This window comes from Amycolatopsis kentuckyensis (assembly GCF_002155975.1).
GTDB lineage: Bacteria > Actinomycetota > Actinomycetes > Mycobacteriales > Pseudonocardiaceae > Amycolatopsis > Amycolatopsis kentuckyensis.
In genome coordinates this window covers 1-12562 of the sequence record NZ_MUMI01000579.1, presented here as the reverse complement: position 1 = coordinate 12562, position 12562 = coordinate 1, and the positions used below count along the sequence as shown (strand labels likewise).

Sequence of the window (12562 nt, the reverse complement as noted above, 5' to 3'; positions counted from 1 at the left end):
AGGGGACCGGGCCGGCCCGGGCAGCGCCGAGGGGAAGGAATCGCCATGTTCGTCGTGCTGAGACCGGGTGTGCTCGTCCGGGTGCTGGCCGCCACCGCGATCGCGGCCGTCCTGCTCTTCCTGCTGCTCGGCGGCCTCGCTTCGGGCCCGGCCGGTTCGCCCGGCACGCCGCCCGCGGATCCCGCCGGTGACCTGCTCGCGCGCACCACGCCGGCGCCGTACGTCGTGACGGGAACGGGCAAGAACGGCCTCAACGTCCGGTCCTGCGCGGCCGCGACGTGCCGGCGCGTCGGCTGGGTCGCGGAGGGCGGCACGTTCGAGGTGGCGTGCTGGACGCACGGAACGCCCGCGTCCGGCGACGACCGGTGGCTGCGCGGCACCGCGGCCGGGCGCACCGGCTACGCGGCCGCGCACTTCCTCCGGGGCAGCGGTGCTCCGGAGTGCGGGACGAGTTCCGCGCGTCAGACGTGAAGGCGGGTGCTCATTCGCCGCGCATCGAGCGGCGGATGTCGGCCAGCCTGTCCTTGGCGGCCTGATCGCGATCGGCGATCTTCTTGTCGAGGGCCTCGGCGGTGTCGCCGGTCCCGAGGCCGGCGACGTCGACCGAGCCGAGCGACGTGGTGTACCGGTTCTCGATCTTGTCCCGGACGAAGTCGAAGCTGGGCACGCCGCCTTCGCTGTAGTCCGCCTCCGGCAGCGGGGGCGACGGGATCGCCAGCGCCTCGGTGGGGGTGTCGTCGACGATTTCGCCCTCGACCACGTTCGGGTCGCCGTCGGGTTTGCTCATCTCCCGACTTTAGCGCCGGTGTGGGCAGTCCTGCCGCGACCAGTGGGTAATTCGGCCGTGGGCCCGGCGGTCGCGGTGGGGAATTCTCGACGCGCACAGCCGGTGTCCGGAGGGAGCAGACCATGAGTGCCGGGGCCTACCGCGCCGAAACCGCGGAAATGGGAGCGGTCGTGAGGGCGGTCGAAGACGTCGGGTCGTCCTTCCTGTCGGCCACCCGCGACCTGGAAGGCCTGGTGCTGGACGCGTTGTCGTTCGCCGGGATCGGCAGCGGTGTCGCGGCCGCCAACTCGGCGTTGCACTCGACGCTGGGCAGTGCCCTGCAGAAGCTGCTGAGCCTGCTGGTCACCGTGAACCAGAACGTCCGGAAGGCCGCGGACGGCTACCGCGCCGCCGACTCCGACGTCGCCCAGGCCTACGGCGGCGGCAGCGCGCAGGGCGGGGGTGGCGCCGCCGCGGCCGCGGCGCCGCAGCAGCTCGACCCCCGGGTCGTCGACTCGATCATGCGGTCCGAAGGCGCGACCGGGGAGCAGGGCGGCGTGCCCGAGGCCTACGGCTTCCGGCAGAACATGCACAACGGTTACGACCGGATCATCGCCGCGCGCGAGCAGTACGGGATCGGCAGCGCCGAGGAACGCGCCGTCGTCGCCGACCTGATGACCGCGAACGCGCGCACCGCCGGTGCGCTCAACTTCACCGATCCCGGCACCCAGGCCGCGATCATGTCCGGCGCGCACATGCGCGGCGCCGGCGGGGTCCGCGCGATCCTCAACCACATGGCGGGCGAGGACATCGTGCGCAGCTCGCGCACGCTGAGCGACGCGGCCGTGCAGCACGTCCAGGGGCTGACGCCCGAGCAGTTCCAGCAGGAGTTCCGGGACGCCCGCGTCGAGTACGACCGCCAGGTCTACGGCGGGACGACGACCACCCAGGGCGGGCACACGCAGAACTGGTGGGACCGCTACGGAAACGGGCTGACCCGCCGCTACGACCGCGAGCAGGCGGAGTTCCTCGGGCTTTCGCAGCCGCGGAACTGATTCGAAGATCGCCCGAGTGGGCACTCTCGTTGGGTAGCCGAACGACAACGGGAGGCACACGATGAACCGGAGGATGATCGCACTTCTGGGCGGGGTCGCCGCGATGGCGGGGACCGTGGCGTTCGCGGGAACGGCCGAAGCGGCGTCGACGCCGTGCAGTGCCGAAGCGAAGGCCTGCGTCCAGCGCAGTTCGAATACCGCGTGGCTGACCGACGGCGCCGGGAACGTCACCTACGGCGGCGTCCCGATCACCGTGGGGCTGCCGAAGTACCCGACCCCGCTGGGGAAGTTCCACGTGCAGTACAAGGACATCGACCACTACAGCAAGCAGTACAACGGGCCGATGCCGTACTCGGTGTTCTTCACCACCACCGGGGTCGCGTTCCACCAGGGCAGCCTGAAGGTCAAGTCCCACGGGTGCGTGCACCTTTCGCACGCTGCCGCGGTGAAGTTCTACACCTCGCTGCACCCGGGTGACGTCGTCGAGGTCGTCTCCTGATCCGTCTGTTGTGGACGGTCGAGGAGCGCGCCGGTGACGGCGCCGAACACCAGGTGGTCCAGGAGCTGCGGCCCGCGCGGCAACGCCCGCACGGCGGGGTAGGCGCGGGCCGCGATCCCGAGGTCCAGTGCCGCGATGGCCAGTCCCGCGACCGCGCCGCCGCCGGCCCCGAGCCGGTGGCGGCGCGCGATCGCGGCGAGCACGCAGGTCCAGGCGGCGGAAACGGCGAGATGCGCGATCAGCCCGGCGGCGACGCCGGGCCGGTCGCGCCGTCCGGGGAGCAGGGTGCCCGCCGCTTTCGTGGCGGCCAGGACGTCGGCGCCGGTGAGGAGCGAGTGGGCGGTCGACGGTATACCGCTCACCACGGCGGCGACGGCGCCCGCGAGGGCCGGTTTCATCGGCTGGCTCCCCGGCCCGGCGTCACCCAGGTCGTCCGGCGAGGTACGCCGCCACCCGGATCCGCAGGCCGCGGATGCGGGGGAGCGCGATGGTGAACGCCCGCGCCGGCCGGTAACCCGGCCACGGGTCGCCGTGCGTGCAGGGGCCGGCGAAGTACACGAAGCCGTCTTCGTCGTCGTAGCGGCCTGAAGACCAGACGGCCGCGTCACCCGCGTGCCGGTCCGGGCAAGCGGCCCGGGCGATCCAGTAGGACTCGTGCTTCATGACGCGGCGCAGCTGCGCGGCGAACCCCGCCAATTCGGCCTCCGCCAGGCCGAGTCCGCGTCCGCTCCATACCCGTGGCGTGCGTTCTGGCGTGCGATCGGGGCAGCCGAAGGTGACCGCGACGGCGTCGTACTGCCGGGTCCAGCGGGCGGTTTTCGGGGCCTGCGCGGCGAAATCGGGTCCGCCGGTGAGTTCCAGCGTCATGGGGGAACGATAGTCGATCAAGCGGCGAGGGGTACCGCCGCGCGGGTGTCGGTCGCAGCCCACATAGTGTATACAGTATCCAGTAGCCTGGCAAAGGAGGCCGCTTTGTACACAGTCACCAACCCGGCGACGGGCGAGCTGGTCGACGAAATCCCGAACGCGGCCGACGAGGAGGTCCGCGTCGCGATCGAGCGGGTGCACCGCGGGTACGCGGCCTGGCGGGCCCGGCCGGTCGCCGAGCGCGCGGCGGTCGTGCTGCGGGCGGCGGAGGTGTTCGCCGAGCGCGCGGACGAGCTCGCCGCGATCATGACCCTGGAGATGGGCAAGCGGATCAACGAGGGCCGCGGTGAAGTCGGCGTCGTCGCCGACATCTTCCGGTACTACGGCGAGCGCGGCCCGGACCTGCTGGCGGACGAGCCCCTGCCGATCCGCGGCGGCGAGGCGGTGCTGACGAAGGAGCCGATCGGGGCGCTGCTGGGCGTGATGCCGTGGAACTTCCCGTGTTACCAGGTCGCCCGGTTCGTGGCGCCGAACCTGGTGCTGGGCAACACGATCCTGCTGAAGCACGCGTCGATCTGCCCGCGTTCGGCGGTCGCGATCGAGTCGGTGCTGCGAGACGCCGGCGTGCCCGAGGACGCGTACGTGAACGTGTTCGCGTCGAGCCGTCAGGTCCCGTGGATGCTCGCGGACCCGCGCCTGGCCGGGGTGTCGCTGACGGGCAGCGAGCAGGCGGGCATCTCGGTGGCGGCCGAAGCCGGGCGGAACCTCAAGAAGTGCGTCCTGGAGCTGGGCGGCTCCGACCCGCTGATCGTGCTGGACACCGACGACCTGGACGAGACGGTCAGGACCACGGCGACGGCCCGGATGCGCAACTGCGGCCAGTCGTGCAACGCGCCCAAGCGCATCATCGTCCTGGGCGAGCTGTACGAGGAGTTCGCCGACCGGTTCGCCAAGCGCGTGACGGAGTACTACGTCCCGGGCGACCCGGCGGACCCGTCGACAACCCTCCCCCCGCTCGCCTCGCCGGCAGCGGCCGACGAGGTGGCGGCCCAGATCGAGACGGCGATCGCCGGGGGAGCAACGTTGCGCGCGGGCGGCCATCGGCTCCCGGGCCCGGGCGCGTATGTGGAGGCGACGGTCCTGACGGAGGTGACCCCGGAGATGGCGGCGTACCACGAGGAGATCTTCGGCCCGGTGGCGTTGCTGTTCCGCGCGGAGACGGAGGAGGAGGCGGTGGCCCTGGCGAACGACACCCCGTTCGGCCTAGGGGCAAGCGTGTTCGCCACCGACCGCACCCGAGCGGCTCGCGTGGCCCGCGGAATCGAGGCGGGCATGGTGTATGTGAACAAGTCGGGAGGCTCGGAGGCGGACTTGCCGTTCGGCGGAATCAAGCGCTCGGGACTGGGCCGCGAACTCGGGGCGCTGGGGATCGAGGAGTTCATGAACAAGAAACCTATACGCCTCTGACCTGCTGTTTTGTTGCTTTTGACCCCGCCAGGCCGTCGTCAGGCCGTCTCGGAGTCCTGGGCCGTCTGCGGCGGCCGGCGGGGCTTGAACACCCGGTTGGTCGCCGCGCGGGCTCGCTTGTGGCTCGACGGGACGAGGTGGGTGTAGATCCGGAGCGTGTATCCGGGGTCGTGGTGGCCGAGGTACTCGGCGACTTCCTTGATCGACACGCCGTTGGCGAGCATCGTGGACGCGAAGAAGTGCCGCATGGCGTGCACGCCGTCCCGGCGTTCGACGTGGTCGAGCCCCGCACGCGCGGCGGCCGGCGCGAAGATCCGCTTGGCCTTCGGGGACCCGGAGGGCGACAGCGTCGCACTACGCGGCGAGGAGGAGCAGCTTGGCGACGGGACGCTTCCGGCGCGTATCCGCAACGCGCTTGCGTTCTACCGACCGCTGATCGGCGTCGAAGGTGTCGAGATTCGGTTCCACAACACGACGCTCTATAACTCAATTTTCCGGTTCGACGACGAGATGATCATCAATACGCACGTGTACGGGTTCCAAGGGGCCCACGCCCCATCTCTCCACCTGCGGCGGCTCTCTGCCGGCGACCTTTTCGAGACGTACTCGGAGAGTTCCGAGTCAGTCTGGAACCTTGCCAAGTCAGCCACCTTCTAGGAGGCAACGTGACCCGAGTCGACTACTACAACGACCCCAATGCGCCCAAAGCGAACAGTATCGCGGTAGCGGTCTCAGTGTTCATTCAGGACGACGAAGGCCGGATCTTGATGATCAAACGAACCGACAAATAACTATATTCCATCCCTGGTGGACAACTCGAACTCGGCGAGACCTTGGCCCAGGCAGCAGTGCGTGAGGTTCGCGAAGAGACTGGAATCGAATGCGAGGTCACGGGCTTAATTGGCCTTTACTCAGACCCTGAGTATGTCATCGCCTATGACGACGGTGAGGTTCGGCAGGAATTATCTATCTGCTTTCGCCCTTACTCTCGTGGGGGAACACCGAATACTAGTAGCGAGAGTATACGGGTTGGCCGGATCGATCCACGCGATTTGCACTCGGTTGAAATTCATGATTCTATTAGGTTGCGGATTAAGCACGGCCTTGGGAGGAATGTGCCTTTCTTCACATAGGCTGCGGAGTTGGGTGCGGAAAATCTTGAGCTTGAACAACGGCCGACAGTAGGGTGCGCAGATCTAATGCTATTAGCTCTCGCTTCTGGGAAAGTCTATCGATAACTAGGTTCTGTAGCACGGCTTGCTTGAGACCAACGGCGGCCGAGTAAACTTCTAGCATCCTCTTGCCTGGAAATATGTATTGCCACGAGTTTGTATCGTGTCCGGCGCTGGTCAGTGCGCCTTGGACCACATTAGTGCACTCATTGATTATGTTTTTAACGTTCTTATCGCTCAACCGATCGTTGATTCGTTGTATAACTTGCAGTGAAGTTTTCGAGAATTGTTCCTGTATGGCTGCGAGCATGCTTCGAGCGTCGTTGTCATTGTTGCCCGCTAGGGAGACTCCGCGGAAGTTCGAACCTCCGCCGAAGTCTTCTGACTGCGTCAGCCCTTGCAGGCGAGACTTGATCATTGCTGATAAAACCTCGCCAGATATCTTCTGGGCAACTTTATTCAGTGAGTCGACAACGTCATTGGCGGTCAACTCTAGACCTAGGGTCAAGTTCACAACATAGGCAATTGCTTCTTCTTGGAGTAGATAATTCTCTATATGACAGCGTTGAAGCACTCTAAGTCTTTCACTCTTGCTGCTATTGTATGCGTCCACTTCGACCTGGGTAAGAAAGTCGCGATCTCGTATCGCGTAGAAACTCAGGTGACCAATCCCGCTTTCGATAATTTTTAAGACAGCAGAATTTACTCTTGTGACAGAGCTGACGCTTCCGGAAGGGATGATTTTGACCTTGCTGGCGTGCTCGCCTAGCAGTCTGGTAAACGTGCTTCGATCCACGCTGGAATGCTCGCCTTCGAGAAATATTAGCGATTTCCCGACGCCTATGTACCCTGAGTATCCAAAAAATTCTCGAAGTAGTCTTTCTCCTTCTCCAATTGTGGTTGCTGGTGTAATGAGCGTTGTTGCTCGATCTGGTGTGCGATCAATGAAGAAGGTTCGATCTCGGCCAAGCTGCTCGAATACCTCACTATTATGCGTTGAGAACCAGATTTGGTTTCCTCGGCCGGTTGTTAGCAGTGTGCTGACAAGCCTCCTTGCGAGTTCTGGATGTAGGTGCAACTCGGGCTCATCGATTGCTATTACGGCATCATTCACGTTGTGGCGAATGAAGTTCGCTAGAATAAAGAACGCTTCCTTTTCTCCGGAAGAAAGATTCGAAATCTCAATTTCTGGACCATTGGGCAGGCGAACAAATAGGTTCGTCGGAGTTCGCTCAGAAGCCTTGGTTACTATTTGATAACCAGGCAGCAGACCGTCGAGTGCCAAGTTGTACTCAGCGATCGGGTCGGGTGGCTCTTCTGCAACTTCCTCTCCATTCCTTGCTCGAAGGTGACGAGAGCCGATAGCGTGAATGTAGTGATACTGCTCTTCGATGAGGTATGTTACTAGATCATTAAACTGGTTGATCGGGTCCTGGAATGCCGCGTTGACCAGCCTGCTTGCCTTGTCCATTGACTGGAGAAGATTTGAGGGAGGAAAAGCAAAGTTGGCGTAACTGCGGTCGGCTCTTACGGCAAAACCGACTGGGCGCCCATAGCCCTGTCGAAGGGTGGCTTGAACAAGTTGGAAGAGTCGTTCTTCCATAGATTGTGTACTTGTCCAGTTCTGTGATGCGCTGAACCTGCGGGTGAACTTTCGTGTTCCAGCGAGAGCATGCACTTCCTCTGCTGTTGCTCCCATCGAGTTGTGGTTATTCAGGTAATCCTGAATCATTTCGGATTCGCCGCGAGTAATCTCGTAGTCAACCTCGAAGCTGTCGGATCCTAGCGGCATGCTCCCGACGTAGCTGTAGCCAAAGGATGTCGAGGTTGCGTAGGCGACGAGTTCTAGTAGGGTGCTTTTCCCGCTACCATTCGGCCCTGCCAGAACTACCGCAGAAGAATTCTCACTGTGTATTGGGGGAGCAATACTTACATTACTGATGTGACGATATTGTTTAATTCTAATCTCGCTAATGTACATTTGAACCCGTCTCTGGTTGCCGAACTTGGCTCTATGGGATCAAGGCGCGCCGCCAGCGGCGGCGCGCACGTCACCTCCCGTGCGGCGGGTCCGCCCGCATGCGACACGGACGGCCTGCCGCTCCGCTTCGGCCGCCGGTCGCCGGGCGGCCCGCCGGAGGGCCGGCCGCGTACGCGCGCCGCCGGGAGTTGGTTGATCCATCCGTCCGCATACGCCCAGAGACGTCGCCCAGTCGATCAGTGTTACGCCGATCAGGTCACCATCCGATGACCGCTCCCTCGTCAGCGATCGTTTAACACCGGCTGACCGCCATCAAGGGCGCCTACAGCGTCGCTGCGCGATGGACGCAAGCGCCCACCCTTGACACCGGTCCCCGGCGCTAACAGCGGCAGGGACGAGGAAGACGGGGGAGGGCCGCCACCAGGCCAGACAGGCACAGGAGCGGCAGGGAGCCAGGCCGTCTACAGGCCGTCAGACGTCCAGACAGGCCCGGATGCGACCGGACCCAACAGACGCGAAAGGGCAGGTCAGAAGTGGTATACCCAAGAACGCCCCCAGGCCCGCTGACCGCCTGGATAGTTCGTGAACAAGAAGCCCATCCGCCTCTGACCTGCTGTTTTGTTGGGATTTGCCCCGCCGGCCATCGCAGGACGGCCGGCGGGGCCTACTACTTGACCGACTGCATGCAGTAGGTGGTCACCGCGAGGGAGCCCTGCATGCTCCAGGAAGCCGCCTGGTCCGCGCCGGGGAAGTCCTTGCAGATCTCCTGGACGGTCTTCGACAGGCCGGTCATCTTGGTCAGGCCGTCCACCTGGCCGAGTACCTTCGAGGCACCCTTTGCGCAGGGGGCCAGGCGGAGCTCGTCGTTGGCGCCGGTCGTCATGCACTCGCCGACGGCGGGCTTGCGGTTGTCCGGGTTCTTCAGGTCCTCCAGGCACAGGACCTTCGACGACAGGCTGCCCTGCCGCTTCCATTCCATCGAGGCGGCCGCGGACGGGACTTTGGCGCAGGCCGCGGTCGTGAGCCCGCCCAGTGCGCCGCCGTCCTCGATGGCGGCGACCTGGTAGCTCGCCTCCGGTCCACAAGGGACCTTTTCGGTGTGGGCGGCGTCGGAGAGGTCGCCTTTGACGCAGTCACCCACCTGCGGCATGCCCTTGCCCGGGTTCTTCACGTCCTCCAGGCAGAGCAGCGTGCCCTTCGAGACCTCGACGCCCTCCCAGTACGCGGCGGTCGCGGTCGGGAACTGGTCGCAGCCGCCGAAGCTCAGCGCCACCTGAGACTGGTCCGCGACCTTGCCGACGATCTTGTAGTCGGCCTCCGGGCCACAGGCCACCGAGGTCACGCTGTCGGCGTTGGCCGTGTTGCCCTTGAGGCAGTCGCCGACGTTGTTGCTCTTCGTCGTCGCCGAGGTCAGCCCGGCCACGACCACGACCACGAGGAACACGAGGGGGATACCGATCCGCAGCGCGAGCTTGAGGCCACTGCGTTTCCTCGGCGGCAAGCCGACCGGCATCGGGTACGGCGCGGGCACGTACTGCGGGTACTGCGGCAGGGCGGCCCCCGGGTGCGGGGGCTGGAAGGGATTCGGTTCCGGCGCGGGCTGCTGCGGTCTGTCTTCGGGCGTCGTCAAGGAAGGTCCCCCCAGGTCTGAGCATGATCTGCAGCCGGATCCTAGCCGGAGATCCGTCCGTCGCCCGAGCTTTCCGGGTAGTTCGACTGTTTCGGCACCGCACCAGGGGGTTGTCCCTCGCACCCACCGAGGAGAGCGCGCACCTCCTCGGCCTCGGGCGCGCGCAACTCCGTGTACGCAACCAAAGCCGCCTCCAGGTGGGACATCGCCTCGACGTCGTTCCCCGCGGCCCGGTGGGCGACTCCCAGCCCGTGCTGCGCAAAAGCCCGTTCACGAAGGTGGCCAGTCCTCCGGGCCAGCGCCAAAGCCTTCTCGTACAACGAGATCGCTTCCCGGCCGGTCTTCGTCGCCGCCAGGTCGTTCAGGGCCGTCACCTCCAGGTTCGTGTTGCGACCCACCCGGGCGAACTCCAACGCCCGGCGGAAGTGCTCGTCGGCTTCCTGCGGGCGGCCCAAGCCCGCGTACGCGCTGCCCAGTGCCGACAGCACCGGGCCGCCCAGGCCCGGTGAGCCGAGGTCCTCCGCGATCCGGCCGCTCCGCCGCAGGTACTCCACCGCCTTCGGGTGGTCGCCGCACCAGCGGTGGTGCTCTCCCAGGTTGCACAGCGCGATGCCCTCCAGCAGTGCGTGGCCCGTCCGGCGCGCCGCCGCCAGGGCCAGGTCGTACTGCTTGCGGGCCTCCGGGCGGCGGCCGCGGATGTCGTCGATCGTGGCGATGCTGTTGCGGGTCATGCTCTCCAGCAAGTCGTTCCGCTGCGCCGCCGCCAAGGCAAGAGCCTGCTCGAGGTGTTCCGCGGCCGCGTCGAAACGGCCGAGGAGGATCAACGTCATGCCGACCGCGTGATCCGCGAAGCCCCGTTCCCGCGTTCCGGGGCTCGTCAGCGCCAGCGCGGTCGTGTGGAGAGTCAGCGCCTCGTGGTGGTGGGCCGCGATGTACAGGTACCGCCAGAGCGTCGCCGCAAGGCTGATCACGTGCCCGGCCAAGGCCTCCGGGGCACTGGTGGCCAGCGCCACCAGCGTGGCCCGCTCGGTGTCCAGCCAGGCCCGGGCGGCCTCGCCCGACGCGAAGGAGGGGCGCGGCCCGGCTACGGGCGGCCGCAAGTAGGGCTCGCTCGGCGAGAACCGGTCCATCGCCGCCGACGCCCAGCTCAGGTAGTGGTCGAACAGCCTGGTCGACGCCGCCAAGCGGGTCGCGTCGTCGTCGGTCGTCGTCACGAGCTCGGCCGCGTAGAGCTTCACCAGGTCGTGCGTCCGGAAGCGGCCTGGCTGGTGCTCCTCCAGGAGGTTGGCCGCGCACAGCACGCGCAGCGCACGGGCGTCCCCGAGCAGGGCCGTCGCGGCCGCGCGGCCGATGTCGCCGGTCGGCACCAGGCCGAGGAGGCGGAACGCGGAAGCCGCGGCCGGGGGAAGAGAACGGTAGGAAGCGTCGAACACCGCCCGCATGCTCGCGGTCAGCTCCCCGGTGTCCAAGGCGTCCAGCCGGCCTTCGCGCAGCTCGGCGGCCAGCGCGGACAGCCGCCGGTCCGGGTGGGCCGCGACGCGGGCGGCGACGATCGCCAGTGCCAGGGCCATCCCGCCGCACTGGGTCAGGATTTCCTGCGCCGCCTCGGGTTCCCGGGCCAGCCGGGGCGCGCCCAGCCGGTGCGCGAGCAGCTCCCGCGCCTGGTCTTCGTCGAGGGTGCGCAGCGGCAGCGCGCTCGCGCCGTGCGTGGTGAGCAGGCCGCCGAGCTCGTGCCGGCTGGTGATCAGGACCGAACACGACGATCCGCCGGGCAGCAACGGCGTCACGTGCCGGGTGTCCCGCGCGTTGTCGAGCACCACGAGCAGCCGGCGCCGGGCCGTGAGGCTGCGGTACAGCGCCGCCTGCCCGTCCGGGTCCGGCGGGACCGACGCCGGCGCGACGCCCAGCGCGCCGAGGAAGCCGCGGACGGCACGCTCGGCCGGCACCGGCTCGTGGGCCGGGTCGAAACCGCGGAGGTCGACGTACAACTGGCCGTCGGGGAAGCGGCTCGCGTGGTCGGTCGCCCACCGCACGGCCAGCCACGTCTTCCCGAGGCCGCCCGCGCCGGAGATCACGGCCACCGCGCCGTCGCGGGTCAGCATCCGGTCGAGCGCCGCCAGCTCGGCGGTGCGTCCGGAGAACGACGGCGCCGCGGCCGGCAGCTGCCGCGGTTCCGGGCCGCCGCCGGTCAGGATCCGTTCGTGCAGGCCGCGCAACCGCGGGCCCGGGTCGGCGCCGAGCTCGTCCGCGAGGCGGGCCCGGACCTCTTCGTACTCCCGCAGCGCGTCGGCCGGACGTCCGTCGAGGAACAGCGCTTCGATCCGCTGGGCCGCCGCCCGTTCGCCGCCGCCGCCGGGGGCCGGCCGCGCGAGCACGGCGGCGTGGGCGCCGGTGCGCAGCCGGAGGTCGTCGCGGTCCAGGACGGCCGTCTCGCGCTTGCGCTCCAGCTCGCTGCGGACACCGGCCACCCACGGCGAGTCCAGCTCGCTGAGCGGGGTGCCGCGCCAGAGCGCCAGGGCTTCGTCGTACAGCGCGAGCGCGGCGCGGTCGTCCTGCGTCTTCTTCGCCTGCCGGAGGAGGCTTTCGAACCGGTGGACGTCCACCAGCAGCGGGTCGGCGACGAGGACGTAACCGTCACGGTCGCGCTCGATCGTCACGCCGTCCAGCGCGCCCAGCAAGGTGCGCAGCCGCGAGACGTACGCGTACAGCGAGTTCCTCGGCTGCCGCGGCGGGCGCTCGCCCCACACGCGGTCGATGAGCACGTCGATCGGGACCGCCCGGCCGACGTCGAGGAGCAGCACCGCGAGCACGTCCCGCTGCCGCGCGTGCCCGATGTCGACCCGGGTGCCACCGGCCACGACCTCGACGGCACCCAGCACCCGCAGTTCCACCACGCTCCGACCCCTCCCTGCCTCAGGCGTAGCGGATGCGCGGCGTCCCGGCAAGGTCTGTTCAAGGTTTTCCCAACGGCCTCCGACCACCGTGACGGGCACGGACGACGAGGGGAGCACCGATGATTTCCGACGCCTACCTGCGCGCACGCATCGCCGAGGTCAAGCAGGAGTTCGCCGCCGCCCGGTGGTGGTGGCGGCAGCTGGCGCGCCGGCTGCCGCCACCACCACCGG

General features: G+C 67.3%; 11 protein-coding genes and 2 pseudogenes. 6 read left to right on the top strand and 7 right to left on the bottom strand.

Annotated elements, in window-relative coordinates; all coding sequences use genetic code 11:
* Nucleotides 1–471, top strand: a 471-nt coding sequence (locus CCN39_RS42510; protein ID WP_244211259.1) for an SH3 domain-containing protein, incomplete at its 5' end; no start/stop codon positions are given.
* Between the two features lie 10 nt (nucleotides 472–481).
* On the opposite strand, the gene CCN39_RS42505 is transcribed toward CCN39_RS42510, so the two are convergent.
* Nucleotides 482–787 (bottom strand): hypothetical protein, encoded by a 306-nt coding sequence (locus tag CCN39_RS42505; protein ID WP_086852201.1) that lies wholly within the window; start codon nucleotides 785–787, stop codon nucleotides 482–484.
* 122 nt (nucleotides 788–909) lie between these two features.
* Here CCN39_RS42505 and CCN39_RS42500 point away from each other — a divergent pair, with 122 nt between their 5' ends.
* Together CCN39_RS42500 and CCN39_RS42495 are read left to right on the top strand one after the other, a co-directional pair.
* Entirely contained in the window at nucleotides 910–1821 is a 912-nt protein-coding gene (locus CCN39_RS42500; protein WP_086852199.1) for a hypothetical protein, read from the top strand.
* Between the two features lie 61 nt (nucleotides 1822–1882).
* Entirely contained in the window at nucleotides 1883–2320 is a 438-nt protein-coding gene (locus CCN39_RS42495) for a L,D-transpeptidase (protein ID WP_086852197.1), read from the top strand.
* Here CCN39_RS42495 and CCN39_RS42490 read toward each other — a convergent pair.
* Together CCN39_RS42490 and CCN39_RS42485 are read right to left on the bottom strand one after the other, a co-directional pair.
* On the bottom strand, nucleotides 2275–2718 hold the full coding sequence (locus CCN39_RS42490; protein ID WP_244211258.1) for a hypothetical protein: 444 nt from the start codon (nucleotides 2716–2718) through the stop codon (nucleotides 2275–2277). The genes CCN39_RS42495 and CCN39_RS42490 overlap by 46 nt on opposite strands.
* A gap of 22 nt (nucleotides 2719–2740) precedes the next feature.
* Entirely contained in the window at nucleotides 2741–3187 is a 447-nt protein-coding gene (locus CCN39_RS42485) for a hypothetical protein (RefSeq protein ID WP_086852194.1), read from the bottom strand.
* 105 nt (nucleotides 3188–3292) lie between these two features.
* Here CCN39_RS42485 and CCN39_RS42480 point away from each other — a divergent pair, with 105 nt between their 5' ends.
* Nucleotides 3293–4654: an NAD-dependent succinate-semialdehyde dehydrogenase gene (locus CCN39_RS42480; RefSeq protein WP_086852192.1), complete on the top strand. Its 1362-nt coding sequence runs from the start codon at nucleotides 3293–3295 to the stop codon at nucleotides 4652–4654.
* A gap of 38 nt (nucleotides 4655–4692) precedes the next feature.
* On the opposite strand, the gene CCN39_RS42475 is transcribed toward CCN39_RS42480, so the two are convergent.
* Complete coding sequence (locus tag CCN39_RS42475) at nucleotides 4693–4968, bottom strand: tyrosine-type recombinase/integrase (protein ID WP_208630629.1); 276 nt, start codon at nucleotides 4966–4968, stop codon at nucleotides 4693–4695.
* Here CCN39_RS42475 and CCN39_RS42470 point away from each other — a divergent pair.
* Both CCN39_RS42470 and CCN39_RS42465 read left to right on the top strand, forming a co-directional pair.
* A pseudogene (locus CCN39_RS42470) lies at nucleotides 4943–5311 on the top strand (XRE family transcriptional regulator); the annotation flags it as partial. The gene CCN39_RS42475 and the pseudogene CCN39_RS42470 overlap by 26 nt on opposite strands.
* An 8-nt stretch (nucleotides 5312–5319) precedes the next feature.
* Nucleotides 5320–5787: pseudogene (locus CCN39_RS42465) on the top strand (NUDIX domain-containing protein).
* Here the strand turns inward: CCN39_RS42465 and CCN39_RS42460 are convergent.
* The 3 genes from CCN39_RS42460 to CCN39_RS42450 form a co-directional block, all read right to left on the bottom strand.
* Complete coding sequence (locus tag CCN39_RS42460) at nucleotides 5780–7807, bottom strand: AAA family ATPase (RefSeq protein ID WP_086852205.1); 2028 nt, start codon at nucleotides 7805–7807, stop codon at nucleotides 5780–5782. The pseudogene CCN39_RS42465 and the gene CCN39_RS42460 overlap by 8 nt on opposite strands.
* Before the next feature lie 667 nt (nucleotides 7808–8474).
* Nucleotides 8475–9437: an LppU/SCO3897 family protein gene (locus CCN39_RS42455; RefSeq protein WP_086852190.1), complete on the bottom strand. Its 963-nt coding sequence runs from the start codon at nucleotides 9435–9437 to the stop codon at nucleotides 8475–8477.
* Nucleotides 9438–9478: 41 nt separating this feature from the next.
* Nucleotides 9479–12331, bottom strand: coding sequence for an AfsR/SARP family transcriptional regulator (locus CCN39_RS42450; protein ID WP_086852188.1), 2853 nt, complete (start codon nucleotides 12329–12331; stop codon nucleotides 9479–9481).
* Between the last annotated feature and the right edge of the window lie 231 nt (nucleotides 12332–12562).

Coding starts and splice junctions, on each gene's coding strand:
- CCN39_RS42505 (WP_086852201.1), bottom strand. CDS start 787: ATGAGCAAACCCGACGGCGACCCGAACGTGGTCGAGGGCGAAATCGTC.
- CCN39_RS42500 (WP_086852199.1), top strand. CDS start 910: ATGAGTGCCGGGGCCTACCGCGCCGAAACCGCGGAAATGGGAGCGGTC.
- CCN39_RS42495 (WP_086852197.1), top strand. CDS start 1,883: ATGAACCGGAGGATGATCGCACTTCTGGGCGGGGTCGCCGCGATGGCG.
- CCN39_RS42490 (WP_244211258.1), bottom strand. CDS start 2,718: ATGAAACCGGCCCTCGCGGGCGCCGTCGCCGCCGTGGTGAGCGGTATA.
- CCN39_RS42485 (WP_086852194.1), bottom strand. CDS start 3,187: ATGACGCTGGAACTCACCGGCGGACCCGATTTCGCCGCGCAGGCCCCG.
- CCN39_RS42460 (WP_086852205.1), bottom strand. CDS start 7,807: ATGTACATTAGCGAGATTAGAATTAAACAATATCGTCACATCAGTAAT.